This is a genomic window from Porphyromonas sp. COT-239 OH1446, assembly GCF_000768875.1.
In the GTDB taxonomy this organism is placed as follows: domain Bacteria; phylum Bacteroidota; class Bacteroidia; order Bacteroidales; family Porphyromonadaceae; genus Porphyromonas.
Window position 1 is genome coordinate 305,225 of sequence record NZ_JRAO01000010.1, and the last position, 25,690, is coordinate 330,914.

Here is a 25,690-nt window from a genome sequence, read left to right on the forward strand (position 1 = left end):
TCTATGATACGACACATCTTCTCCCTGATATGGACGGGGCGCAAGCACAATGCTTGGCTCTTCGCCGAGCTCTCTATCGTCTTCGTGATTGCCTGGTATATGGTAGACCTGGGATTTCAACTGCTGCACAACCGAAGCATCCCGATGGGCTACGAGCTCGATGGGGTCTACGTCCTCGAGCAGGTCTATATGACCAAGGAGGAGGCTGCTGAGGAACGTGATCGGCTGCTCGAGCGGGTGCGACACTTCCCCTCAGTGCGCGCCACGCACATGACCTCGAGGTTCGATGTCTTGCCCTTCTCCAGCTCCTTCAACGGAGGTCGCTATCATGCCGACAGCACGACGGGCAAGGATCTGCATGCCCGCTACAGGGCGATCAATGACGACGACTACTTCGAGGTCTTCGACGTGCGCTCGATACGTACGGGAGAGCGAGCCCGCTTCGACCTCTCCGACCCCTCGGGGGTCATCGTCTCCGAAGACTTTGCTGAGAAGCTCTTTGGGAGCGTGGAGGCCATCGGTCGAAGGATCTATAGTGGCGAAGGGGCTCTGCGTATTGTAGACGTGATCCCTCGGCAGAAGGGGGCTATCTACGAGCTGCCCTACCCTGCGCTCTATCTCCGCTACCCAGAGGAGGTGGAGCTCCTACAGCAGATCGTCTTCTCCGTCTCTAGGGACTTTGACCGAGAGACCTTTGAGCGTGAGGTGGGCCCCTGCAAGCCCCTCATCGAAGAGAGTGATGTCCTCAGCCATCTCTACGGCGTGGGCAAGCAGGTGGTCTTGGCTCGGGCTCTGGCTATCTTCTTCGTCTCAAGCATTGCCCTGGGTATTGTAGGCTCGTTTTGGTTTAGGATGCGTAAGCGGCGCAGCGAGATCGGGCTGAGGATGGCCTTAGGCTCGAGCAGATTGCGCCTGGAGTGCCTCCTCGTCGGCGAAGCCCTCCTACTTCTCCTTATGGCCAGCTTACCAGCTCTTGGCGTCGCAGCCCTGATCGTGGACAATGACCTCCTGATGGGGATTGGTCTGTCGGGCTCTCGTGGCTCTGGCGATGCGATGTACCTCATCAATCAACCCTGGCTGCGCTATGTGATCACCGCAGGCTCTACCCTCGTTATCATGGCCCTAGTCGTAGGGCTGAGTGCTTGGATCCCAGCTCGCCAAGGAGCTAACCTCAACCCTGTCGATGCCCTGCGCAGCGAATAACCTCCATCCATCCCCTAATGAAATCATCATCAACTTAATACTTACAAGACAATGGAAACAATGATCAAACTAGAGCGAGTACACAAGATCTATCGCACCGACGAAATCGAGACCGTAGCCCTGGAGAATGTGAACCTCGAGGTGCACAAGGGTGAGTTCCTCAGCGTCATGGGCCCCTCGGGTTGTGGCAAGAGTACCCTGCTGAATGTGATGGGACTGCTCGACACCCCCACCTCGGGAGAGATCACCATCGCAGGCAAGACCATCCACGAGATGAACGACAGCACACTTGCTCGCTTCCGCAATGAACATCTAGGCTTTGTTTTCCAGAGCTTTCACCTGATCAATTCGCTCAACGTACTGGACAATGTGGAGCTCCCCCTGCTCTACCGAGGTGTCGGGAGTAAGGAGCGCAGACGTCTGGCCGAGGAGGTACTGCGTCGGGTAGGCCTATCGCATCGCATGCGACACTTCCCCGCCCAACTCTCTGGGGGGCAATGTCAGAGGGTGGCTATTGCCCGTGCGATCATCGGCAACCCCCATATCATCCTGGCGGACGAGCCTACGGGTAACCTCGACTCGAAGATGGGGGCGGAGATCATGGGCCTCCTGCACGACCTCAATCAGACGGATGGCCGCACGATCGTCATGGTTACGCACGATGAGAGCAAGGCCAAGGAGACCACACGCACGATCCGCTTCCTCGATGGTCGTCGCATCTCGTAGCCCTCGCCTCGATGGCAAAGTCCAACACTAGATAAGGATAAGGTAATGATACGCTTATATCTCAAGCAGGCCTGGCGTCTCCTCCAGGATACGCCTGTGCTCAGTGCGATCTCGATACTGGGTACTGCGCTGGCTGTGTGCCTGATCATGGTGATGATCATGGCTCATGAGGTGCGCACAGCCCCTTACCCTCCCGAGGTCAATCGAGATCGGATGCTCTTCGTCTCGAAGATGGGGGCAGGGCCCAAGGGCGAGCAGAAGTCGAGCTCGCATGGCTCCATGTCCTATCTGTATGCTCAGAAGGCCTTCAAGCCGCTGCGTTCGGCCCAGCTCGTTAGTGCGGTCGGCTCGACCTACCCTGTAGCGGTGTCGAGACCTGGGAGCAAGGAGAACCTCTCGGTGGATCGGAAGATGGCGGATGCGGAGTTTTGGCAGATGTTCGCCTTTGACTTCGTCGAGGGTGCGCCCTACGATGAGGCGGATGTAGCCTCGTCTCGGCCCAAGGCTGTCCTGGTCGAGAGCGTGGCCCGCAAGCTCTACGGTACGACTGCGGTCGTGGGTGAGGAGATCCTCATCGACTATATCTCCTACAGGATCTGTGGGGTCGTGCGGGATGTCTCGACTCTAGCGAGCTCGTGCTATGCTCAGGTTTGGGTTACGATCACCTCTGTGGAGCAAGACCCTGGCTATGGGGGTATCGTGGGCGATCTGAAGGCCTACATCCTGGCTCGCTCGTCGGAAGACTTCGACGCCATCCGTAGCGAGGTCGAGGAGCTGAGGCTCAAGTGCAATGAAGAGAATCCCGAGATGGATGCCTACTACCTCGGTCAGCCTGACACGCAGTTCACCCACATCAACCGCATCTGGTCCAATGTAGCCCCTGATATGGAGGGCATCGTGCGGCAGCTGCTGATCACCATCCTGGTCATCCTCCTCGTGCCAGCGATCAACCTCTCGGGCATGACCAGCTCTCGGATGCGCAAGCGTCTCAGCGAGCTGGGGGTACGCCGTGCCTTCGGGGCTAAGCGCAGCCAGCTGCTCATGCAGGTACTCTGGGAGAACCTCGTGCAGACGTCTGTGGGCTCTCTCCTGGGACTGCTGCTGGCTGTGGCCTCGACCTACCTGCTCAAGGGGCTGATCTATGGCTATCTAGCCTATTCGGAGACGGGAGCTAGACTGGAGATAGACCTCCTCTCGCTCCTTAGTCCCAGGATCTTCGCCATAGCGTTTGGGCTGTGCCTGGTGATCAACCTGCTCTCGGCCCTGCTGCCCGCCTATAGAGTCTCTAGGCGTAGCATCGTCAGTTCGTTACTCTCCAAATAAAATGCTGCCCTATGATACGCCATATACTCAAGGTGATGCGCAATGAATGGCGCACCAACCTCTCCCTATGGATCGAGCTCATGATCGTGGCCTCGCTGCTCTGGGTCGTCGTGGATCAGCTCTATATTACCTATCAGATCTATCGTCAGCCCATGGGCTTCGATGTGGAGCATACCTACTGCCTGCGCCTGGGTTACCTCGAGCCCAATAGTCCGCTCTACGACCACACGATCTCTGTCGAGGAGAACCGAGCCCAGCTGCTCACCATCCGAGACCGCATTGCCCGCAATCCGATGATCGAGGTGGCCAGCACCTCGCTGCACTCTCGTCCGCATACGTGGAACAATCGCTCCATCTCGCTCACCCACGACACACTCTCCTGTACAGCCCTGGAGCGTATTGTGAGCCCAGAGTTTTTCCGAGTGTACCGCTACCAGAGCATCGACGGGGATACCGAGGCGATGGTGGAGGCCCTGAGGCGTGGGGAGATCATCCTCAGCCAGGACTATGCCGAGCGTTTTTTTGGCAAGGGTAAGGCTCGTGAGGCTCTCGGTAGCGAGATCGTCCGAGGCGACCCCAGCTCGGACAATGCCCAGAGGCTGCGTGTGGGGGCGATCAGTCGCATCGTACGCTATGACCAGTTCATCAACTGGACGGAGTACTTCGCCACCCCCATGACAGATCCGATGATCGAGCGATACTTTGCCGACCGTAAGGATCTGTGGGGCTTGGAGCTCTCCATGAGGGTCAAGCCCGAAGAGGATCGAGACTTCATCCGCCGCTTCCGAAGCGAGATGACCGAGCAGCTCACCCTGGGCAACTACTACATCGCCGATCTCTACTCTGTCGAGGAGAACCGAGATGCCAGCCAAGTGGACAACTTCAATGAGATCAAGACGAAGGGGATCATTGTACTCTTTCTCCTGGTGAATATCTTCCTCGGTGTCGTTGGGGTCTTTTGGTTCAGGACTGAGGCTCGCCGTGCAGAGATTGGTCTACGCCTCTCACTCGGAGACACTCCTCGGGGCATCCTGGGCAAGTACTACGCCGAGGGCCTACTGCTCCTGCTGCTGGCTATGCTCCCAGCCATGCTCGTCTTCTACGCCCTAGGGTACTGGGAGGTGATCCCACTAGGGTTTATGCAGCTCACCCTAGGGCGATACGCCTCGGGCCTCGTGCTGACCTACCTGCTGATGGCTCTCATGATCATCCTCGGGGTATGGGCACCAGGGCGTAGGGCCATTCGGGTGTCCCCTGCTGAGGCTCTGCGCAGCGAATAAGTTTCGGGCCTCGGAGGAGGCTCGAGGGGTGAGGCTCTAGAGCTCGATGGCACTCCTATTTGGGTCTCAATCGAGGTCCTACTTAGATCTCCATGGAGCTCCTATTTGGATCTCGATAGAAGTCCTACTTAGATCTCTGTTGCGCTCCTACTTAGATCTCTAGAGAGCCTCTACTTAGACCTCGATCACGGCCCTATCTAGGAGCTCAGCTGCGCTCCCCTCGGGAGCGCAGCCACGAGCCTAGTAGGAGCTCTCTACGCCCCTCGGGCCTCCCTCGCCCCACTATCTACAATCATCCAGGTGCCTACCCCTGTAGCCATCTCTATAGTACTCTATCACAATGAGACAAAACATTAGACAGGCTCTTCGCCTCATGCGAGAGCATCGCCTCTACAGCACTATCTACATCGCAGGGACTGCCGTGGCGGTATTGATGGCCATGCTCGTGGCCTTCTACCTGCACCTGCATCGAGGGCATATCTACCCCGAGCACGAGCGCGGGCGGACGCTCTACATGGATCAGATCTCCCTCGAGTGGGGGGATGAGGAGAACCGCTCGATGAGCATGGGGTCCCTCTCCCTGTCCTTCATCCAAGATTACCTCCTCCCCCTAGAGGGCGTGGAGCGTGTCTCCACGGAGGCTCTCCTATGGGGGGCGGAGGTCTCCTCGCCCGAGACCCCTAAGCCTCGGCCCATGTCCGTTCGCCATGTGGATCAGGAGCACTGGCGGATCTTCGACTACGAATTCATCTCCGGTGAGCCCTTCTCCGAGGCAGATGTCTCTGCCGCTCGTCGGGTGGCCGTGGTGAGCCGTCGGGTAGCAGATTATCTCTTCGCTGGCGAGGAGGCCATGGGCCGAGACTTCTTCCTAGACGATAAGGCCTACCGCATCGTCGGCATCGTGCGGGACGTCCCCTACGTGCTGCCCAATAGCTTCGGGCATATTTGGGTGCCCCATACGTGCAGTATGAAAGAAGAGCCCCGTGAGGGAGCTCCCACCGTACTCGGGGGCTATCAGGCCAAGCTACTCATGAAAGGAGGCTATACCCCCGAGCAGATCCGCACGGCCCTAAGCCATCGCCTCGAGGACTATACCAAGGCCACAGGCCAGCAGGTACGCCTCGACGGAGCTCCCTACACCACCCTGGACAAGATGCTCGCTGGGGGCGGCGATACCTCCCGCACGCTTGCGATCCTCATCGCTGTCGTGGCCCTCTTCCTCATCGTCCCAGCCCTCAATCTCTCGGGGCTCAACAGCACGATCCTCGAGGGACGACTGGCCGAGATCGGTGTGCGTAAGGCCTTCGGAGCGACACGCCTCGACCTGATGATGCAGTTCATCGTCGAGAACTTCCTCCTGAGCTTCATCGGGGCGAGTATCGGCTTCGTCCTAGCCCTCTTCGTTGCCAGCTCGCTGGAGCTGATCTATATCTACGATGCCGTTCCTGGGGTAGACCTGGCGGATCTCGGAGACCTAGCCTCGGGGCTCTCGCCCTCGCTCCTGCTCGATGGCTGGACGATGCTCTACCTCATCGTAGGAGCATTCATTATCAACCTCATCTCGAGCCTCCTGCCCGTCCTCCAATTCTCTCGCCAGGGTATTGTGAGCTCCCTGCTCGATCATCACGCCAACCAAAAGTAACTCCTCTATGATACGCCTTATCCTCAAGCAGCTCTGGACGCTCCGCCGCCGTACCGCCTGGCTCTATGCCGAGCTGCTGCTCTGCCTCTGCCTCGCCTGGTACATCGTGGACTACGGGGTGCAGATCCTGCACAATCGATTTCTGCCCAATGCCTTCGACATCGAGGGGGTCTACACGGCTCGCTACCTCCCCCCTCGTGGCTCTCAGCCCTCCTCGGCCGTGGCCGATAGCTATCCCGAGCGCATCCGTCGCTTCCCTGGTGTGCGGGAGGTCTATGCCTCCTCGGGCCAAGTAGCACCCTATCTCGGGGCTCAAGCACTCCTAGGGCTTACACTAGACAAAACGCAATCCGCCGAGGACAAGAAGATCTTGGTCTACGAGAAGAGCATCGAGAACGACAGCTACTTCAGCATCCTGGGCATCCGCTCGATCTATACGGGAGAGCTCATTCGCCTCAACTACAGCGACCCCAATGCGGTGGTGATCTCTCGCTCGCTGGCCCGCTACTTCTTCGCTGACGAAGACCCTCGAGGCAAGCTCATCGACGAGGCTGAGCATCGCTTCGTGGCCAAGGGGCTTGTGGACTGGAGGGTCGTGGATGTGTGCGAGGACTTCAAGGTCGAGGACTATCGCCTGCCCGTGCCCCTGGCCTTCCTCCCCATGACTCGGGGCGAGAGGATAGCCAATCAATATATCTTCTCCACCGACGAGACCTTCAACGCCGCAGCTTTCTCCGAGGAGATCCTGCGCTGTAGCAGCCTCGGCGAGCTGCGTCAGAGGCGAGAGTTTTGGGAGGGGATCACCAAGAAAGAAATGATGGCCCGTACCGTAACCCTCTTCTTCGTCGTGAGCATCGCCCTCGGGGTCATCGGCTCGTTTTGGTTTCGCACCCAGCAGCGTCGGGGCGAGCTGGCTCTCAGAATGACCCTCGGCTGTAGCCCACGCCGCCTCTCGGGGCATATCATCCTTGAGGCCCTCATCCTGCTCCTAGCGGCAGCCTTGCCCGCCCTCGTGATCAATTACTTGGTCTTCTCGGCCGACCTTACGCTCACGCTCACCAAGAATTTCGATGAGTGGTGGATGGCCTCCAACGAGGTGATTTCACAAGACACCTACTACTGGATCAACCTCCCCTGGATGCGCTTCCTCGTCGGCAACCTCCTTACCCTGGCCCTTATGGGCACTGTCGTAGTGCTCAGCGTTTGGATCCCCGCTCGCAAGGCCGCTCAGATACAGCCTGTCGAGGCCCTCGGCAGCGAGTAGTCTCACGCCCTATTCTCCCCAAGACAATGAAACGAATATCCCTCCTCCTCCTTCCCCTCTCGCTCCTCTTTGGCGATCTCTCGGCCCAGAGCGAGGGTAGCCTGCGCCACCTCAGCCTCGCCGAGGCAGTCGCATTGGCTCGAGAGCAGTCTGTCGATGCCTCCGTCGCCCTCGGCGAGCTACGATCGGCTTACTGGGCCTATCGCTCCCACAGGGCCGACCTGCTGCCCGAGATGACCCTGGAGATGACTGCCCCCGACCTACAGCGAGGCTTCAATCTCTATCAGAATGCAGACGGATCGTACCAGTTCGTCCGTAACAACAGCCTGCGTACAGCCGCCCAGCTCTCCATCGAGCAGAATGTCCGCTTGACAGGTGGGCGGCTCTCTCTGAGCTCCTCCCTACAGTACATAGATCCGCTCTCGACCCCAGGGGCTCGGCGCAATTATATGAGCATCCCGATCGGCATCACCTACGCTCAGCCGCTCTTCGGAGTCAATCACCTCAAGTGGCAGAGTCGTATCGCCCCCATACGCTACGAGGAGGCTAAGGCGGCCTTCATCGAGCGTAGCGAGCGCATTACCCTGCGTACGATCTCCCTCTACTTTGACCTCCTGCTCTCGAGGGAGAACCACAAGATCGCCGAGCAGAACAAAACCAATGCCGAGCGCATCTACGAGATCGCTCAGGCTCGGCGCAAGATGGGCCAAATCTCCGAGAACGAACTCCTACAGCTCAAGCTCTCCGCCCTCAAGGCCGCCTCGGCCCTTACGCACCAGCAGTCGCAGCTACGAGGGGCGATGTTTCGCCTGCGCTCCTTCCTCGGCCTCTCAAGCGAGATCGATCTAGAGCCTGAGACGCCACAGCTGGTTACTTACCCCACGATGCTCTACCAGGAGGTGCTCGACAGGGCGATGAAGCACGGCTCCTTCGCCCGTAACCTACGCCGCCGACAGATCGAGGCCGACTACGAGGTCGCCCGAGCTAGAGGCGATCGCAGGCAGATCAATATCTACGCCTCTATAGGCTATACTGGCCGAGCCCAGGAGCTGGGCGCAGCTTACCGCAACCTCGCCGACAACCAAATCGTACAGATCGGGCTCAAGATCCCCCTGGTGGACTGGGGCAAGCGCAAGGGAAGAGTGAAGGTCGCCGAGAGTCATCGAGCCGTCGTTGAGGCTCAGACGAGGAAGGAGGAGATGGACTTCTCCCAAGACATCTACTTGCTTGTCGAGCAGTACAACAACCAGGCCGAGCAGCTCAATATCGCCCGAGAGGCAGACCTGATCGCTCGCAAGAGGTACGATACCTCGGTGGAGTCTTTTCTCCTGGGCAAGATCAACACCCTCGACCTCAGCGATGCTCAGCTCTCCAAGGACAATGCTCGGGCGAAGTATCTCTCCGAGATGCACCTCTACTGGCACTATTACTATCAGATCCGCAGCCTAACGCTCTACGACTATGAGCGGGGTGAGGGCCTAGAGGTAGACCTCGAGCCCCTCATGCGCCGCTAACCCCCATCCCTCGCCCCTCTCCCCCTCTTGCCCTGTCTCCATCTGGGTTAGAGGATGTGAAATATGAGCTATATTTGTATGTCTAACGCTCTGTGCCTCCTAGGCCGATGCCCTTCACAGTCTCCGCTGCCTCTAGTAAGATCTCGAGGGATAGCCCAGGGTGAGCTCCCCCGAGGCTCAGACCTTACCCCATAATCAGTCCCAGGACGAAGATATGATTGCCATTATAGACGATGACGCTGCTGTGCGCTCGTCGCTCTCGCTGCTGCTCAGGCGCAAGGGCTACGAGGTCGAGACCTTTGCCTCGCCCCAGGAGGTGCTGGAATTCGTTCGCCATACAACGCCCGCTCTGATGCTCATGGACATGAATTACTCCGTCGATATACGGGGCGAAGAGGGTCTAGAGCTACTGCAAGAGGTGCGCATATTCTGCCCCCAAACGCCTGTGATCCTCATCACTGCTTGGGGATCTATAGCCTTGGCTGTAAGGGGGATGCAGGCTGGAGCTTTTGACTTCATCACCAAGCCCTGGGACAATATGCAGCTGCTCGCCTCGGTCGAGACGGCACTCAACCTGCGCAGCCGTGAGCGAGGGCAGATACCTGTACCCTCGAGCCGTACTGAGCTGGATGAGCGTTATGATCTCGAAGGGATCATTGGTCGATCGCCACAGATGATCGAGGTGCTCTCGAGCATCGCTCGCATAGCAGATACGCAGGCATCGGTATTGATCACCGGTGAGAGTGGTACGGGTAAGGAGCTGGTCGCAGAGGCTATCCATCGCAATAGTCGAAGACGTTCCAAGCCCTTCGTCAAGGTCAATCTCGGGGGGATCTCGCAGAGCCTCTTCGAGAGTGAGATGTTCGGTCATAAACGAGGGGCCTTCACCGATGCCCATGCGGATCGGGTAGGGCGGTTTAGCCTGGCCGACCGAGGGACGATCTTCCTCGATGAGATCGGAGAGTTGGATCTGAGCTGCCAGGTCAAGCTGCTGCGGGTCTTGCAGGATCAGAGCTTCGAGGTGCTGGGCGATAGTCGCCCGACCCGGGTAGATGTACGTGTGATCAGTGCAACGAATGCCGACCTCGGGGCTATGGTACGTGAGAAAACCTTCCGTGAGGATCTCTTCTACCGTATCAATCTGATCCAAATCCATTTACCTGCCCTTCGTGAGCGTGTGGAGGATATACCCCTCCTGGCGCAGCACTTCGCCGATCGCCTCACGGAGCATCATGGGATGCCTCGTGCGACTTTCTCACGAGCGGCACTGGAGCAGCTCTCGAGCTACTCCTTCCCAGGGAATATCCGTGAATTGAAAAACATCGTTGAGAGAAGTATCCTAGTCTCGGGTAGTGGTTGCATTGAGGTCGAGGCTCTGCAGATCAATTCTCCAAGCTCTGTAATCCAATCCTCTGTGCCAGCCATGAGTCTAGAGGAGCTGGAGGAGCAAACTATCCGTCGAGCTCTCGAGCAGCATCGGGGCAATCTGAGTCGTGCTGCTCGCACGCTGGGGATCAGCCGTGCGGCCCTCTACAGACGTATGGAGAAGTATAACCTCTAGCCCCATCCTTTCTCATGCGCCTGCGTCATCACTTTACACTACTCTCTCTCTTACTGCTCTCCCTGCTGGTTGTAGCCTCGTTGAGCTTTGTCAGTGGAGAGGGCAGATACCGCCTTTGGCTGCTCATCCTCTCGGCCCTGTCGCTACTTTACCTACCCTTCTTCTATCGCTTTGCTATTCGCCCGATCAGGAGCATTGAGAGCGGGATGGATCTCCTGCGAGAGCAGGACTTTAGCTCTCGCCTGCGTTCGGTCGGGCAATATGAGGCCGATGGGGTGATCAAGATCTTTAACCGCATGATGGATCAGCTCAAGCATGAGCGTCTGCGGCTCAGGGAGCAGAATGAGTTCCTCGATCTGCTTATCCACGCCTCTCCGATGGGCGTGATCGTGCTGGACTATGACCGTCGGGTAAGCCTGGTCAATCCTGCTGCTCGGCGTATGCTCCAGTTGGAGCAGCACGAGGTCGAGGTCGGTTGGTCTGTGGAGGAGATCACCCGCACCACTCGCCTGCCGCTGGAGGAGATCCCGCTACACGAGACCCGTTCGCTTACGATGCATGATGGTTCGATCTATAAGTGCACGCTCGAGAGCTTTGTCGATCGAGGCTTCGCTCGGCACTTCTACCTGATGGAGAGTCTCACCGAGGAGGTGCGGCTGGCGGAGAAGAAGGCCTATGAGCAGGTCATTCGGATGATCTCGCACGAGGTGAACAACAGCACGGCTGGCATCACCTCGACGCTCGATACGCTCATCTCTCTCCTGCCCGAGGGCGAGGAGAGCCTCGAGCTGGCCGAGGTCATGCGGGTGTGCATCGATCGCTGCTACAGCATGAGCCGTTTCATCACCAACTTTGCCGATGTGGTACGCATCCCAGAGGCCTCGCTACAGCCTACAGACCTCAATCAGCTCCTCTCGACCTCGGCTCGCCTGATGGAGGGGCTGTGCCTCTCTCGCTCGATCGAGCTCTGCCTCGAGCTAGATCCTCTGCTCGAGCCTGTATGGCTCGATACGCTTCTCATCGAAGGGGCTGTGCAAAACATCCTCAAGAATGCCGTCGAGAGCATCGAGACCGACGGAGAGATCCGCATCCGAACGAGTCAGAGCAGCCGTAGTCTCGAGATTGCAGACAATGGGGTAGGGATCTCGAAGGAGGTTGAGGCTCAGCTCTTCCGCCCCTTCTTCTCCACCAAGCGCAGTGGGCAGGGCATTGGACTGATCTTCATCCGAGAGGTCATGCTCAGGCACGGCTTCCGCTATAGCCTCAGCACACATCCCGATGGATGGACGCGCTTTGTGATCTACTTCTAACGCTTCGAGGCCTCGTCCTGCCTCATAGCTCTCGGGCATACCCTCTAGGTGGAGGCTTGTCCGAGAGCTTTTTTGTCCTCCTTGTAGGGCCTCGTAGGAGTGCCTCTCGAGGGCCGTGTTTTGCTCTTACTTATACCTCTACTGCGATCCTATTTGAGTCTCGATCGAAGTCCTACTTGAGTCTCTGTTGTGATGCTATTTGGATCTCAGTTGAAGTCCTCCTTAGACCTCTACTGCGATGCTAGATGGTCTCTCACTCGAGCCTCTGCTGGTGTCTCATCTGCGCCTCAAGTCGCTCTCGAGGGGACATCCCTGGTTCTAGAGTAGTCGGTGCTCAGTGGCTAGGGCGATAGCCTCCAAAGAACTTGTTTCTATTGCGCAAGTCTATATTGATAAGAAAGACTGCGAACTCAATGCCATTGAAATCCTGCTTGAAAAGCTTGATCTAGAGGGCAATCTCATCTCTATAGATGCCATTGCTACTCAGACCAGTTTAGCCAAGACCATCACCGCTAGAGGAGGCGATTATCTCTTGCCTGTCAAAGACAATCAGCTACACAGCAAACAAGAATTGGAAGAGCTCTTCTGTCCTCACTTCGCCAAGCATATCGCTGTTAATAAGCAGACTGAGCTTGGGCACGGACGCATTGAAACAAGGCGTTATGAGAGCATATTGCATCCACTAGAGCTTGAGGCTTCCTCGATACTCAGCCGATGGGCTGGCCTAGCTTCTGTCCATAAAGTGAGCCGTATTCGTGAGGATAAAAAGACAGGTAAGAAAAGCCAAGAGACGGCTTATTATATTTCCTCCTCAACGGATTTAGAGGCTATACACAAGACTATTCGAGATCATTGGGCCATTGAAAACAAGCTACATTATTGCTTGGATGTCTTTCTCCGGCAAGATGATTCTCGTAAAAGGGTGCGCAATGTTCCTCAGATTATGGACTTAATACAGAAGGTAAATCTCTATCTACTTCAGCGAATTAAGCAGAAAAAGAAGTCCTCTATTAGCAGAATGATGTTGAATTTTGGATGCATGTCTCCCAGCCAAATAATCGACCTGGAGTTTTAATGCGTCAGCCCTGGGCTCATTGTAACCCTCGGGCAGTCGTCATTGTTATATGAGTACATTTGCAGATCTAATCCCCATGGAGGGGTAGACAATCTGTTGTGATACTCGTCATATCTATAAGTTCACCAGTACAATAACGATGAATACAGACTACCTACAGTCCTCTAACTCTGCCGAGAAACTCAGCATCGGCCAGCGCATCAAGAAACGCCTCCTGGAGCTCATCGACCTGGGTTACCAGAGAGAGAACGAACACTTCACCATCGAGACCATCAAGGAAGATGTAGACTTCCGAGGCTCTCGTATTTGGATCCTCGTCTGCGCCATCTTGATTGCTTCGCTAGGTTTGAATGTCAATTCGACCGCCGTGATCATTGGAGCGATGCTCATCTCCCCCCTCATGGGCCCTATCATTGGTTTCGGGCTGGGGCTGGGGATCTCGGACTTCGAGCTGATCAAACGCTCCCTGCGCAACCTCGCCCTCATCACCCTCTTCAGCGTCCTAACAGCTACGATCTACTTCGTTCTGACACCGCTGAGCAAGGCACAGAGCGAACTACTAGCCCGCACCACGCCCACTGTGTACGACGTGCTGATTGCCTTCGTCGGTGGAGTAGCTGGGATGGTGGCCATTGGCTCTCGCAACAAGGGCAATGTCGCCACCGGTGTCGCCATCGCCACAGCTCTGATGCCCCCACTCTGCACAGCAGGTTATGGGTTGAGTCAGCTCAACTGGTCTTTCTTCTTTGGGGCATTCTATCTCTACATCATCAACTCGGTCTTTATAGGTCTTGGAACTTATGTCATGGTACGTGCTCTCAAGTTCCCTCGCAAGGCCTTCATCGATAAGGAGCGGGAGCGTCATATCCGTCGCCTAGTAACCTTCATCGCAGTCTCCACGATCATGCCCAGTATCTACTTCGCCTTCCTGCTCGTGCAGGATAGCGTACGAGAAGATGGTGCACATCGCTTCGTAAGCGAGCATCTATCCTCCCCTAGGGTACAAGTCATCCGTGAGCGGCTTAGCAAGAGCAGGGACGGCTACAGTCTCGAGGTCGTGCTACTAGGTAAAGAGTTCGAGGAGACTTATATCGACAGTATTTCCACCCTGATGCCTCGCTACGGACTCGACGACACCAAGCTTATCATCAAGCAGGGCTTCGAGGATGGCAAGGGCCAAGAGCTAAATGTGGACGAGCTCCGAAGTGTCGTCTTACAAGACCTCTACGCCAATAGCGAGCGTATCATCAAACAGCAACAAAGAGAGATCGACTCGCTCAAGCAGGTACTCTCCCGACAGAGTCGTTACAGCCGCCTCTCGGGAGAGGTGAATGCCGAGGCACGGATGCTCTTCCCCGAAATCGACCGCATTACCTTCGCCCCGGCAGCCTCCGCCGAGAGCTATCAAGACTCTGTACTCATCGTCCTGGTCGATCGCTCCCGCAAGCTCTCGGCAATGGACGAAAAACGCTTCGACGGCTGGCTTCTAGAGAGATCCAAGGCCCCTAAGCTCAATGTTATCTACAAATAATTCCCAAATCCTATGTCCAACAGCGTACAAAGAACCTTCACCATCACGGGACTGCACTGCGCAGGCTGTGCCGCTAGGGCTACCGAGGCCCTCAAGGGCTTCCCTGGGGTCGAGGATGCACAGATCAACCTCGTTAGCAAAGAGGCCCGCATACGCTACCGCCTCGACCTCTGTACCCCCGAGCGGCTACAGGAGCTCATCTCCTCGCTAGGCTACCAGCTGCACATCGGCCAGTGGAGCAGTGCTGATGCCGATCTGATCGCCGAGAGAGAGTACCGCCGCATGCGCCGAGCCACGATCCTCGCCCTCATCCTCGCCGTGCCGATTATGATCCTCAGCATGGGCTACATGCACGAGCAGTGGTCTGTCATCACCCAGGCGATCCTGACCCTAGTGGTGATGGGTTATAGCGGAGCCCCCTTCTACCGACGTGCCTGGCTACAGCTCAGGGGCGGCGGGGCAGGGATGGATCTCTTAGTCTCGCTCAGTACCCTTGTGGCCTATCTCTACAGCCTCTTCGGCCTCCTCTTTCCAGACCTATTGCGCTCCCTCGGACAGGAGCCTCATGCGTACTTCGAGGCCTCGAGCATGATCATCACCTTCGTCCTACTGGGCAAGCTGCTCGAGATGAGGGCTGGGCGCACGGCCAACTCCGCCATTCGGGCTCTCATTGGCCTACGCCCCGAGACCGCCATGGCTATCACCCCTGAGGGCGACCGAGAGGTAGCCGTCGAGGCCATCATGCCCGACACCCTCCTACGTCTGCGCCCTGGCGAACGCATCGCAGTCGATGGCCTCGTCGAGGAGGGAGAGGCCTACGTCGACGAACGAATGCTGAGCGGAGAACCCCTGCCACGGCACAAGCAGCTCGGCGACGAAGTCTTTGCAGGGACGATCAATACCGAGGGCAGCCTCGTCTATCGTGCCCTTAAGACCGGACAAGACACCCTACTCTCTCGCATCATCCGTCTCGTGCACGAAGCCCAGGGCTCTAGAGCTCCGATACAGAGCCTAGTCGATCGGGTGGCGCGTGTCTTCGTCCCTGTGATCGTTCTGGTGGCTCTTATTAGCTTTGTCGCATGGCTCTTACTTGCCCCCGAGGAGGGCTTCTCTCGAGGCCTCGTAGCACTCATGTCTGTGCTGATCATCGCTTGCCCCTGCGCCCTCGGTCTAGCAACCCCTATTGCCATCATGGTCGGCATTGGGAGAGCCGCCCGAATGGGCATCCTCGTCAAGAATGCCGAGAGCCTCGAGGTGGCAGCGCACATCAATGCCGTAGTCATGGATAAGACAGGAACTCTCACCTACGGAGAGCCTCGAGTCTCATCTATCCAGTGGTACAGCACAGAGAGAGGCGAAGCCCCTAGCATCCTACTCGCCCTCGAGCAGCGCAGTCAGCACCCCCTCTCCAAGGCCATCGCTAGGACTCTCGAAGGCATATCGCCCGCAGAGATAGAGGACTTCACCTCCATCACAGGCCGAGGACTCAAGGGCTCATTCCAGGGCGAAAGCTACTTCGTCGGTAGCCACCGATGGATGCAGGAGCTAGGGCACAGACCAGAGACAGCCGAGGCTGAGAGCAGCCTTATCCGCATCTACATAGCCTCGGAGCGACAGTTGCTCGGGCATATCGACATCGATGATGAGCTACGCCCCAGCTCGCTCGATGCTGTAGCCTCTCTTCACCAAAGAGGGATCAAGGTTTACATGCTCACAGGCGACGAAGAGCGCGTAGCTCGTACCGTAGCCCAAAGGTTAGGGCTCGAGCATTGGCGTGCAGAAGTCTTGCCCGAGGACAAGGAGGCTTTCGTGCGTGAGCTTCAGCGCAGCGGCCTTCGGGTAGCTATGGTCGGCGATGGCATCAACGACAGTGCCGCCCTGGCCTCCGCTGACCTCAGCATCGCTATGGGGGCAGGTAGCGATATTGCGATGGAGAGCTCGATGGCAACCCTGCGCAGCAGTGATCCCGCACAGATTGTCCGCCTGATCGATCTCTCGGCAGCCACGCTGCGCACGATACGAGGCAACCTCTTCTGGGCCTTCGCCTACAACGTGCTGGCCGTCCCAGTGGCTGCAGGAGTACTCATCCCCCTTACAGGACACCAGATGAACCCTATGCTGGCAAGTCTGGCCATGACCCTCAGTAGCCTCAGCGTCGTAGGCAATAGCCTGCGCCTGGGCAAGGTGCGCCTCTAGAGAGACTTCTACCCCCACCTTACAAGATGCAGCGAGGCCGTCCCCTACCCCACAGAGTAGAGGACGGCCTCGCTATTGTCATTCGTAGCTCGATGCCCTTTAGGCTTCGGAGCGGAAGAGGTAACCACTCTCGTCAGCATCCATCAGGATAGACCCTCCAGTCTCCACCTCGCCGCTGAGGATGCTTCGGCTAAGCTGACTGAGCAGCTTGCGCTGGATGACCCTCTTGACTGGACGAGCACCGAACTCGGGGTCGTAGCCCTCAGCCGCAACTCGATCCACCAAAGCATCCGTGTAGCGAAGGGTGATACCATTGGCAGAAAGAGTCTTCACTGCAGCGTCGAGCAGGAGGCGGACGATCTGACGAATCTCTTCCTCACCTAATGGAGTGAAGACAATGGTCTCATCGATGCGGTTGAGGAACTCTGGTCTGAGCATCGTCTTGAGCAGCTCGAGGACTTGGTTGCTCGTTCGCTCGAGACGCTCCTCTCGCTGTATCGGACTCAGCCCCTTGAGCTCGCTGAGCTGCTGTCGAATAAGGTCGCTACCCATGTTGCTGGTCATGATGATGATCGTGTTCTTGAAGTTCACGACTCGGCCCTTATTGTCCGTTAGACGTCCATCGTCCAAGACCTGGAGGAGGATATTAAAGACATCGGGGTGCGCCTTCTCGATCTCGTCAAAGAGGACGACAGAGTAAGGCTTGCGCCGCACAGCCTCTGTGAGCTGACCTCCCTCGTCGTAGCCGATGTATCCCGGAGGCGCACCAACGAGACGAGAGGCGGAGTGCTTCTCTTGATACTCACTCATGTCTATGCGGGTGATCATCGTATCGTCGTCGAAGAGCACCTCTGCGAGAGCCTTAGCCAGCTCCGTCTTCCCCACACCTGTGGAGCCGAGGAAGATGAACGAACCGATGGGTCGCTTGGGGTCTTGCAGCCCTGCACGGCTACGACGAATGGCCTCCGAAACAGCCACGATGGCCTCATGCTGTCCTACTACTCGTCGATGCAATTCGTCCTCGAGGTGTAGGAGGCGTTCACGATCGCCCTGCATCATCTTGCCTACGGGGATGCCTGTCCAGCGAGAGACGATGTCAGCGATATCCTCCGCCTCGACCTCCTCTCGGATCATAGCACTCTGTCCCTGAGTCTCGGCCAGCTGGCTCTGCGTTTGGGCAATCAGCTCTTCTTGAGCTCGTATCTTACCATAGCGGATCTCTGCCACTAGGCCATAATCCCCTGCTCGCTCGGCACGCTCGGCTTCGTGGCTGAGTCGTTCGATCTCGATCTTAGCCTGCTGGATGCGATTAATGAGTTCCTGCTCGGCTCGCCACTTGGCCATACCAGAGGTCTCCTGCTCCTTGAGGGCAGCGATCTCTGCGGAGAGCTGCTCGACCTTAGCCTCATCCTGCTCTCTGCGGATGGCCTCTCGCTCGATCTCGAGCTGCTTGATGCGGCGAGCAATCTCGTCGAGATCCTCTGGCAAGGAATCGATCTGCATACGCAGTCGAGCTGCAGCCTCGTCCATCAGGTCAATGGCCTTGTCAGGGAGGAAGCGATCGCTGATGTAGCGATCCGACAGGCGAACGGCAGCGATGATCGCATCGTCTTTGATGCGTACCTTATGATGATTTTCATACTTCTCTTTGAGGCCTCTCAGAATGGAGATCGAGCTCATCTCATCGGGCTCGTCAACCATAACCATCTGGAAACGTCGCTCGAGAGCCTTATCTTTCTCGAAGTACTTCTGATACTCGTCGAGGGTGGTTGCCCCGATGGATCGCAGCTCACCTCGTGCTAGAGCAGGCTTGAGGATGTTAGCGGCATCCATAGCACCCTCGCTCTTGCCTGCACCGACGAGGGTATGGATCTCGTCGATGAAGAGGATGATCTCCCCCTGGCTGCGGCTGACCTCACTGACTACGCTCTTGAGACGCTCCTCGAACTCACCCTTGTACTTCGCCCCAGCGATGAGGGCACCCATATCGAGCGAGTAGACCTGCTTGCTGCGCAGGTTGTCGGGCACGTCGCCTCGCTCGATGCGGTAGGCTAAGCCCTCGGCAATGGCCGTCTTACCGACCCCAGGCTCCCCGATGAGGATGGGGTTATTCTTCGTGCGACGTGAGAGGATCTGGAGCACACGGCGGATCTCGTCATCTCGACCGATCACAGGGTCTAGCTTACCCTCTCGAGCTCTTTGGCAAAGGTTAATGGCATACTTCTCGAGAGCCTGATACTGCTCCTCTGCACTTTGACTGGTTACACGGTTGCCGCCGCGCAGCTCGGCGATAGCCAGGCGAAGGGCTTTCTCCTCAGCACCGAGGTCGCTCTTGAGGATCTTGCTGATGGGTGAGGAGGTAAGCAGAAGGGCGAGGAAGAGGTGCTCGAGGGCCACATATTCGTCTTTCATCTCGGTGGCCAGTCCCTCAGCACGCTCAAGCACCTCGTGCGAGTTGCGGCTCAGGTAAGGCTCAGCCCCCGATACACGGGGCATCTGAGCGATCTGCTGGGCGCAGGCCTCTTGCAGTCGCTGCTGAGGGATAGAGAGCTTGGCCAGCAGGAAGGGGATGGGGCTACCCTCGATGCTGAGCAGGCTCGAGAGTAGATGGGCAGGTTCAATAGCCTGTCCTCCGCTCTGTCGTACGAGCTCTACGGAGTTTTGCAGAGCTTCTTGAGCTTTGATTGTATAGCGATTGATGTTCATAGCAGTTGTTTGTCTTGTTGTTTTGTGCCTTGAATTGGAGTGATTGTTGTCTCTGAATGTCGGGCAAGTAGGCCTACGCACCGGCTTCGAAGGTCTCCCCTCGCCCTACATCTATGCCCCTGCAAATCTCATGCAAGGGGCTAAAAACGAGACATATTGACTGAAAATAGGGCTTCAACAGACCTCTCCACAGAGTTTATAAGCCATTCTGTCTCACTTCTCTGCCGAGGAGCTCCCTCTCAATACCACGAGCCCACCCCCATACTTCGGGGATGGGCTCGTGCACTCTCTCCTGGGGCTAGAGCATGCCTAGCTCGAGGAGTCGGATGATGCGCTCTGTCGTGGCATCGTTGGGATTGTTCTGCGGGTCATAGCCCACCTTGAGCGAAGCCCCCATGAGGTTGGCGAAGGCATTCCACCACCAAGCCTTGAAGCCGCCGAGCACGGCCTTGACCAGCTCATAGCTCGTCTGCCCAGTCTGTCGGTAGACAAGCTGGATAAGCAATTGTCCCTGGCGCAGAGTCAAGCCCCTCATCTTGGGTTCCATATCTCGGCGCAGCTCTCGCTGCACCCGCCGAAGATGTTGCTCCTGCTCTCGCTCCGTGGGCAACGTCTCCATGTACTCGTACGTCTCGATAAGGGTCGCAGCGATGTAGCGCGCATAGGGCAGAGTCTTGCGCACGTCTCGGATGCGCCTGCGCAGTCGGTACTGCTCGAGCTCATTAAGCGGTCGGGGGAGGCTCTTGGCCTCGATGAGAAGCTCTGGCAGTTCGTCGCCCCAGACTGGGGGCTCGTCCGTCCCTACCTCTTGTGCTCGCAGCGACCCGAGGCCTAGGAGGAGGCCTAGGAAAAGCAATAGGGCTCTAGGGGTCTGCTCGAGCGAGATCATGGCTTAGTCGATGTGCTGACCGTAGATGTTGTAGGTAGAGGCTAGGCCTCCCGTCGAGGTCTCTCGGTACAGGCTGGGCAGATCATGCCCCGTCTTGCGCATGACCTCGACGACCTGATCGAAGCTCACTCGGTGCTGCCCATCGCTAAACGTACCATAGGTATTGGCATCCAACGCCCGTGCAGCAGCGAAGGCATTGCGCTCGATGCAGGGGATCTGTACCAGGCCGCATACGGGGTCGCAAGTCAAGCCGAGGTGATGCTCCAGGCCCATCTCGGCCGAATACTCGATCTGCAAATTAGAGCCGCCGAAGAGCTGACAGGCTGCGGCTGCCCCCATAGCACAGGCGACTCCGACCTCACCTTGACAGCCGACCTCTGCCCCAGAGATAGAAGCATTGGTGCGGACTACATTGCCGAAGAGACCTGCCGTGGCCAAAGCTCTGAGGATGCGTTTGCGAGAGAAGTCTCGGCTCTGCTGTAGGTGATACAGCACAGCAGGGATGACGCCACAGCTGCCGCATGTAGGGGCTGTTACCACTCGCCCGCCCGAGGCGTTGTGCTCGCTCACGGCTAGGGCATAGGCATAGACGAGGCCTTTGCTCTTGATACTAGCCGCCCCATAGCCTTGCGCCTTGACTAGATAAGTCGAAGCCTTGCGCTTGAGGCCTAGACCACCGGGCAATACTCCCTCGGCCTCGAGCCCAGAGAGGATGGCCTCTTGCATGACCGTCCACACCTCGTCGAGGAAGTCCCAAATGTCGGAGTCCTCGTACTGCTCGACGTACTCCCAGTAGCTCATGCCGCTCTTGGAGAGTACCCGCATGATGTCGCGCATATTATGCTCGGGGTAGATCTCCTTGATGCGCTGCTCGTTGAAGTCTTCATTGGCCAGCGTCCCTCCGCCGATGCTGAAGACGGTGAAGGTATCGATGATCTGCCCGTGGGTATCGTAGGCGTCGAACTTCATCCCATTGGGGTGGAAGGGGAGGATCACATCGGGCAGCCACTCGATAGTCGTCGGGGCATGAGGCGTGAGGATGTTGAGCAGGGCGGTATCGGTCATGTGCCCCTTGCCCGTGGCCGCTAGGCTACCATAGAGGGTTACTGTATAGCTACAGGCCTCGGGGCAACGCTCGAGGAACATCTGTGCGGCTCGCACAGGGCCCATGGTATGGCTACTGCTCGGCCCATAGCCGATGCGAAAGATTTGCTTGATAGATTCCATAAGGATCGAAATAGGTGGATAAGGCTGTCGCAGCCACTCCCTCACCGAGCCCTCGGGGGCAAGATAAGGCCCTGCGACATCATTCAAAAGTAAGAAAAAACTTACATTTGTTCGACTAAGCTCTGTCGCCCTCAGAGAGGGCCTCAGCCGAAGGGCCCATAGGGCTTCGGATAAAGTCCTATCAGGCCTCTCAATCGAGGGCCTAGATGGGATGTACCCAAAGTCCCAAGTAGGGGCTCATTGGAGACCTAAGTAGGACTTCACTTGAGATCCAAATAGGACTTCATTGGAGACCTAAGTAGGACTTCACTCGAGATCCTATTTGGAGTGCAAGAGAGGTCTCAGTAGAGTTTCCTACGCCCCATAAGCGAGCCGAGACAGAGCAGGCAACAAAGACAATTCTTCGACAATGGATCTACATCTAGAGCACATCCGTCGTGAGTACAGCTCACGACAGTTGAGTCGCAAGGACTTACCCAAAGAGCCCCTCAGCATCGTCGCCCAATGGCTTGAGGAGGCGATCGAGATGAAAGTGAACGAACCCACCGCCGTCATCGTAGCCACGGCTACGCCCGACGGACGGCCGAGCATGCGTACCGTCCTGCTCAAGGAGCTCCTGGACGATCGGTTCGTCTTCTACAGCAATTATGAGAGTCGCAAGGGGCAACAGATCGCCCTCAATCGGCATGTCGCCTTGACCTTCCTCTGGCATGAGTTGGAGCGTCAGATCCACATCGAGGGGACTATCGAGCGACTTTCTCCTCAGGAGAGCGATGCCTACTTCGACCAGCGACCCTACAAGAGCCGTGTCGGTGCACGCATCTCCCCGCAGAGTCGCCCCATCCCCTCGAGAGAATACATCATGGGGCTTTTCGCTGCCGAGAGCCTGCGCTTCATCGGTCGCCACATCCCCCGACCAGAACACTGGGGCGGATGGGCCGTTACCCCTCAGCGCATAGAGCTCTGGCAGGGTCGAGATAGCCGCCTGCATGATCGCTTCCTCTACGAGAAGGATGAGACCACGGGCGAATGGACACTACATCGTATAGCTCCCTAGACGTGAGTCTTACGGTTGCGAGGATGGTATCGCTCGATCTCCTCTCTTAGGCTCGAGCGGTCAATGTGGGTATAGATCTCGGTCGTAGATATATCTTCATGCCCGAGCATGAGTTGAATGGCTTGTAGACCTGCCCCTCCCTCGAGTAGCACAGTAGCGAAGCTATGGCGCAGCGTGTGGGGACTGATCTTGCGCTGACCAAGGCCAGCAAGGCCAGCAAGCTCACGCACTAGGACGAAGACCATGATGCGCGAGATCGCTCGCCCCCTGCGGCTAAGGAAGACATACTCCTCCTGCCCTCGCTGCGGCTGTGGACGAGGGGAGAGGAGGTAGCGACGCACCTCTTCGATGGCCGAGGGGCTCATCGGCACGAGGCGATGCTTACGCCCCTTGCCATAGACCCTAAGATAGGCTTCGTCGAGGAAGAGATCCCCCATCTTGAGACCGCAAAGCTCCGAGACACGGAGTCCACAGCTAAAGAGTACTTCGAGAATGGCCCGATTGCGCAACATCTCCGCCCCTCCTCGCTCCAGGCAGGCCTCCAGCATCCGATCTACCTCCTCAGTCGTGAGCACATCGGGCAGATGCCGCCCAATGCGTGGCGTCTCGAGCAACTCTGACGGATCGGCCTCCATATAGCCCTCCAGCTGCAAGAAGCGACAGAAGCTCTTCGCCCCCGAGATGATCCGAGCCACTGAGCGAGGCTGTATCCCGATGTCATACAGGCCCGCTACAAAGCCCTGCATCTGCTCATAGGTCAGCCCCTCAAGGCTAAGGCCCTCGTCCGAGAGATAGCGCACCAGCTTGCGGGCATCATCCAAATAAGCTGAGCAGCTATTAGGGCTAAGATTGAGCTCAAAGCGCAGATAAGAGAGGTATCGCTCCAGTAAGGGCTGCATCATGCTGGGGAACATATCATTGATAAATAATTTATACGTACCTTTGCAAAGGTAACGAAAGGATTAGGTATTACTACACAGCGTGAAGCGAATAGAGATTGTCAACGGCCCGAACTTGGGTCGCATCGGCCGCCGAGAACCAGAGCTCTACGGCAGCACCTCCTTTGACCTCTACCTCGAACAGCTTCGTCAGCGATACCCAGACCTCCAATTAGGCTACTACCAGAGCAACTGCGAGGGGGCACTGATCGATCACCTCTACCGCCTCGAGGACGAGGCCGCCCAGGGCGTGATCCTCAACGCCGGAGCCTACACGCATACCTCTATCGCCCTACTCGATGCCCTGCGGGCCATCCATCTCCCCGTCATCGAGGTACATCTGAGCAACATCCATGCACGAGAGAGCTATCGCCACACCTCGATGATCGCCTCCGCATGCCAGGGTGTCATTACAGGCTTCGGGCTCGAGAGCTACGCCTTGGCCATCGAGGCCCTCAGGCGCAGCGATTATTGATGAGTACAATAACCCTATTTTATAAGTAAGAACAAGATGAAAAAGACTAAGATTGTAGCCACCATCTCGGATCTGCGTTGCAGCGTAGAGTTCCTTCGTCCTCTGATCGAGGCTGGTGTAAACGTAGTGCGTATGAACACCGCCCACATGACTAAGGAAGGGATCACCGAAGTGATCAACAATACCCGCGCTGTATCGCCCGACGTAGCCGTGCTACTCGACACCAAGGGTCCAGAGGTGAGAACGACCACGCTCGAGGGGGATCCCGAGCTCAAGAGAGAGTTCAAGGCTGGTGATAAGGTTATTTTCATGGCCAACCCCGAGGGCAAGACCAATAACGAACTCATCAACGTAAACTACGTAAACTTCGTACACGACGTACCTGTGGGAGCTCGTATCCTGCTCGACGACGGAGCACTCGAGTTTCACGTAGACGACAAGCAGGGCGATAAGCTCCTGACAACCTGCCAAAACAACGGCAAGCTCGGTAGCCGCAAGAGCGTAAACGTACCAGGCGTACGCATCGACCTGCCCTCACTCACAGAGAAGGATCGTGGCAACATCCTGCACTCGATCCCTCAGAACATCGACTTCATCGCCCACTCTTTCGTCCGTAACCGCCAGGACATCCTCGACATCCAGGAGATCCTCGACGCACATAACAGCGACATCAAGATCATTGCCAAGATCGAGAACCAAGAGGGCGTAGACAACATTGACGAGATCATTGAGGTAGCAGGCGGGATCATGATCGCTCGTGGAGACCTCGCTATCGAAGTTCCCGCTGAGAAGGTCCCCAGCATCCAGCGCATGATCATCAAGAAGTGCATCGCAGCCAAGAAGCCTGTCATCGTAGCCACGCAGATGCTGCACACGATGATCGACAACCCACTGCCAACACGTGCAGAGGTGAGCGACATCGCCAACGCAGTCTACTACCGCACTGACGCAGTGATGCTCTCTGGCGAGACAGCAAATGGTAAGTACCCTCTCGAGGCCGTGCAGACCATGGCTCGCATCATCAGCGAGGCCGAGGCTACCCTACAGTCAAACTACGACGACGAGGTGCCTCACTCCAACGAGGTCAGCACGACGACGGCCTTCCTAGCCAAGCAGGCTGTCCGCTCTGTAGACAAGATCGACACCGAGGTGATCATCACCGACAGCTTCACTGGGCGTACAGCTCGCTACCTATCTTCGTTCCGTGCTACTGTACCTGTATGCGCAGTATGCTACAACGAGACTTTAGCCCGTCAGCTCGCCCTGAGCTATGGTGTACACGCACACTTTGCTGAAGAAACGACCTGTGAGAAGGCTCGCCTCGTTTCTGGCATCAAGTACTTCATCAACAAGGGTCTGATCACGGAGAAGTCTCAAGCTGCCTACATGAGTGGAACGATCGGGCACACCGGTGCAGCCCACTGCCTCGAGATCGAGACCGTCGATATGCTCATCGAGAAGAACAGCTAGTTCGCCTCAGCAGCACAACCTATAGACAAGCATCAAGGGCTGCCCTCCATACTCGGAGGGCAGCCCTTGGCACATTCAGCGGAGTGGCTGACGAGAGCCCCTAAGAGACGAAGCCGATGAGGCCCTTGAGGCTCTCCTTGGCATCGCCCAAACGGAGGAAGACCCCTTCGCCTCGACTGTAGAGCGGGTTGGGAACGCCTGCATAACCGGGAGAGAGGTCATAATTGCAGATGATCACACGGGGGGCAGCATCGACACTGAGGATGGGCATCCCGTAGATCGGCGTCCCCTCGGCCTCTCGGG

20 protein-coding genes are annotated in these 25,690 nt (G+C 57.2%); 15 read left to right on the plus strand and 5 right to left on the minus strand.

Annotated elements, in window-relative coordinates; all coding sequences use genetic code 11:
• The first annotated feature begins 3 nt into the window (after positions 1-3).
• From HQ37_RS02935 to HQ37_RS02990, 12 genes are all read left to right on the plus strand, one after another.
• Positions 4-1,203, plus strand: a complete 1,200-nt coding sequence (locus tag HQ37_RS02935; protein ID WP_036880100.1) for an FtsX-like permease family protein — start codon at positions 4-6, stop codon at positions 1,201-1,203.
• Between the two features lie 60 nt (positions 1,204-1,263).
• Positions 1,264-1,929, plus strand: coding sequence for an ABC transporter ATP-binding protein (locus tag HQ37_RS02940; protein WP_036880101.1), 666 nt, complete (start codon positions 1,264-1,266; stop codon positions 1,927-1,929).
• A gap of 45 nt (positions 1,930-1,974) precedes the next feature.
• On the plus strand, positions 1,975-3,252 hold the full coding sequence (locus HQ37_RS02945; protein ID WP_036880103.1) for an ABC transporter permease: 1,278 nt from the start codon (positions 1,975-1,977) through the stop codon (positions 3,250-3,252).
• A gap of 11 nt (positions 3,253-3,263) precedes the next feature.
• Positions 3,264-4,532, plus strand: a complete 1,269-nt coding sequence (locus HQ37_RS02950; RefSeq protein ID WP_036880105.1) for an ABC transporter permease — start codon at positions 3,264-3,266, stop codon at positions 4,530-4,532.
• Positions 4,533-4,872: 340 nt separating this feature from the next.
• Positions 4,873-6,174, plus strand: coding sequence for an ABC transporter permease (locus HQ37_RS02955; protein ID WP_081951735.1), 1,302 nt, complete (start codon positions 4,873-4,875; stop codon positions 6,172-6,174).
• 7 nt (positions 6,175-6,181) lie between these two features.
• Positions 6,182-7,438: an FtsX-like permease family protein gene (locus tag HQ37_RS02960; RefSeq protein WP_036880120.1), complete on the plus strand. Its 1,257-nt coding sequence runs from the start codon at positions 6,182-6,184 to the stop codon at positions 7,436-7,438.
• 26 nt (positions 7,439-7,464) lie between these two features.
• Entirely contained in the window at positions 7,465-8,952 is a 1,488-nt protein-coding gene (locus tag HQ37_RS02965) for a TolC family protein (protein ID WP_036880123.1), read from the plus strand.
• Positions 8,953-9,166: 214 nt separating this feature from the next.
• A complete protein-coding gene (locus HQ37_RS02970; protein WP_036880126.1) occupies positions 9,167-10,513 on the plus strand; it encodes a sigma-54 dependent transcriptional regulator in 1,347 nt (448 codons plus the stop codon).
• A gap of 14 nt (positions 10,514-10,527) precedes the next feature.
• Positions 10,528-11,823 (plus strand): PAS domain-containing sensor histidine kinase, encoded by a 1,296-nt coding sequence (locus HQ37_RS02975; RefSeq protein WP_036880129.1) that lies wholly within the window; start codon positions 10,528-10,530, stop codon positions 11,821-11,823.
• A 337-nt stretch (positions 11,824-12,160) separates the two neighbouring features.
• Positions 12,161-12,898, plus strand: coding sequence for an ISAs1 family transposase (locus HQ37_RS02980; protein WP_052080711.1), 738 nt, complete (start codon positions 12,161-12,163; stop codon positions 12,896-12,898).
• Between the two features lie 139 nt (positions 12,899-13,037).
• Positions 13,038-14,429: a TIGR00341 family protein gene (locus tag HQ37_RS02985; RefSeq protein WP_081951736.1), complete on the plus strand. Its 1,392-nt coding sequence runs from the start codon at positions 13,038-13,040 to the stop codon at positions 14,427-14,429.
• 12 nt (positions 14,430-14,441) lie between these two features.
• Positions 14,442-16,625, plus strand: a complete 2,184-nt coding sequence (locus tag HQ37_RS02990) for a cation-translocating P-type ATPase (RefSeq protein WP_036880131.1) — start codon at positions 14,442-14,444, stop codon at positions 16,623-16,625.
• 99 nt (positions 16,626-16,724) lie between these two features.
• Here the strand turns inward: HQ37_RS02990 and clpB are convergent, their stop codons facing one another.
• The 3 genes from clpB to HQ37_RS03005 all read right to left on the minus strand — a co-directional run bounded on the left by clpB (position 16,725) and on the right by HQ37_RS03005 (position 21,447).
• Positions 16,725-19,331 (minus strand): ATP-dependent chaperone ClpB, encoded by a 2,607-nt coding sequence (gene clpB / locus HQ37_RS02995; protein ID WP_036880134.1) that lies wholly within the window; start codon positions 19,329-19,331, stop codon positions 16,725-16,727.
• Between the two features lie 298 nt (positions 19,332-19,629).
• A complete protein-coding gene (locus HQ37_RS03000; protein ID WP_036880138.1) occupies positions 19,630-20,220 on the minus strand; it encodes a DUF4294 domain-containing protein in 591 nt (196 codons plus the stop codon).
• A gap of 3 nt (positions 20,221-20,223) precedes the next feature.
• Positions 20,224-21,447 (minus strand): L-serine ammonia-lyase, iron-sulfur-dependent, subunit alpha, encoded by a 1,224-nt coding sequence (locus HQ37_RS03005; RefSeq protein WP_036880301.1) that lies wholly within the window; start codon positions 21,445-21,447, stop codon positions 20,224-20,226.
• A 409-nt stretch (positions 21,448-21,856) separates the two neighbouring features.
• Here HQ37_RS03005 and pdxH point away from each other — a divergent pair, with 409 nt between their 5' ends.
• Positions 21,857-22,504, plus strand: coding sequence for a pyridoxamine 5'-phosphate oxidase (gene pdxH / locus HQ37_RS03010; protein WP_036880139.1), 648 nt, complete (start codon positions 21,857-21,859; stop codon positions 22,502-22,504).
• On the opposite strand, the gene HQ37_RS03015 is transcribed toward pdxH, so the two are convergent.
• A complete protein-coding gene (locus tag HQ37_RS03015; RefSeq protein WP_036880141.1) occupies positions 22,501-23,418 on the minus strand; it encodes a tyrosine recombinase in 918 nt (305 codons plus the stop codon). The two genes, pdxH and HQ37_RS03015, sit on opposite strands and share 4 nt — an antisense overlap.
• A 67-nt stretch (positions 23,419-23,485) precedes the next feature.
• On the opposite strand from HQ37_RS03015, the gene HQ37_RS03020 reads away from it, so the two are divergent.
• Entirely contained in the window at positions 23,486-23,917 is a 432-nt protein-coding gene (locus tag HQ37_RS03020; protein WP_036880142.1) for a type II 3-dehydroquinate dehydratase, read from the plus strand.
• 36 nt (positions 23,918-23,953) lie between these two features.
• Positions 23,954-25,387 (plus strand): pyruvate kinase, encoded by a 1,434-nt coding sequence (pyk, locus tag HQ37_RS03025; RefSeq protein ID WP_036880145.1) that lies wholly within the window; start codon positions 23,954-23,956, stop codon positions 25,385-25,387.
• Positions 25,388-25,487: 100 nt separating this feature from the next.
• On the opposite strand, the gene HQ37_RS03030 is transcribed toward pyk, so the two are convergent.
• A partial coding sequence (locus HQ37_RS03030) for an NAD(P)(+) transhydrogenase (Re/Si-specific) subunit beta (protein WP_036880147.1) occupies positions 25,488-25,690 on the minus strand: 203 nt, incomplete at its 5' end.

Bases quoted from the DNA above. Each gene is read 5' to 3' on its own strand.
- HQ37_RS02935 (WP_036880100.1), top strand. From the start codon at position 4: ATGATACGACACATCTTCTCCCTGATATGGACGGGGCGCAAGCACAAT.
- HQ37_RS02940 (WP_036880101.1), top strand. From the start codon at position 1,264: ATGATCAAACTAGAGCGAGTACACAAGATCTATCGCACCGACGAAATC.
- HQ37_RS02945 (WP_036880103.1), top strand. From the start codon at position 1,975: ATGATACGCTTATATCTCAAGCAGGCCTGGCGTCTCCTCCAGGATACG.
- HQ37_RS02950 (WP_036880105.1), top strand. From the start codon at position 3,264: ATGATACGCCATATACTCAAGGTGATGCGCAATGAATGGCGCACCAAC.
- HQ37_RS02955 (WP_081951735.1), top strand. From the start codon at position 4,873: ATGAGACAAAACATTAGACAGGCTCTTCGCCTCATGCGAGAGCATCGC.
- HQ37_RS02960 (WP_036880120.1), top strand. From the start codon at position 6,182: ATGATACGCCTTATCCTCAAGCAGCTCTGGACGCTCCGCCGCCGTACC.
- HQ37_RS02965 (WP_036880123.1), top strand. From the start codon at position 7,465: ATGAAACGAATATCCCTCCTCCTCCTTCCCCTCTCGCTCCTCTTTGGC.
- HQ37_RS02970 (WP_036880126.1), top strand. From the start codon at position 9,167: ATGATTGCCATTATAGACGATGACGCTGCTGTGCGCTCGTCGCTCTCG.
- HQ37_RS02975 (WP_036880129.1), top strand. From the start codon at position 10,528: ATGCGCCTGCGTCATCACTTTACACTACTCTCTCTCTTACTGCTCTCC.
- HQ37_RS02985 (WP_081951736.1), top strand. From the start codon at position 13,038: ATGAATACAGACTACCTACAGTCCTCTAACTCTGCCGAGAAACTCAGC.
- HQ37_RS02990 (WP_036880131.1), top strand. From the start codon at position 14,442: ATGTCCAACAGCGTACAAAGAACCTTCACCATCACGGGACTGCACTGC.
- clpB (WP_036880134.1), bottom strand. From the start codon at position 19,331: ATGAACATCAATCGCTATACAATCAAAGCTCAAGAAGCTCTGCAAAAC.
- HQ37_RS03000 (WP_036880138.1), bottom strand. From the start codon at position 20,220: ATGATCTCGCTCGAGCAGACCCCTAGAGCCCTATTGCTTTTCCTAGGC.
- HQ37_RS03005 (WP_036880301.1), bottom strand. From the start codon at position 21,447: ATGGAATCTATCAAGCAAATCTTTCGCATCGGCTATGGGCCGAGCAGT.
- pdxH (WP_036880139.1), top strand. From the start codon at position 21,857: ATGGATCTACATCTAGAGCACATCCGTCGTGAGTACAGCTCACGACAG.
- HQ37_RS03015 (WP_036880141.1), bottom strand. From the start codon at position 23,418: ATGTTCCCCAGCATGATGCAGCCCTTACTGGAGCGATACCTCTCTTAT.
- pyk (WP_036880145.1), top strand. From the start codon at position 23,954: ATGAAAAAGACTAAGATTGTAGCCACCATCTCGGATCTGCGTTGCAGC.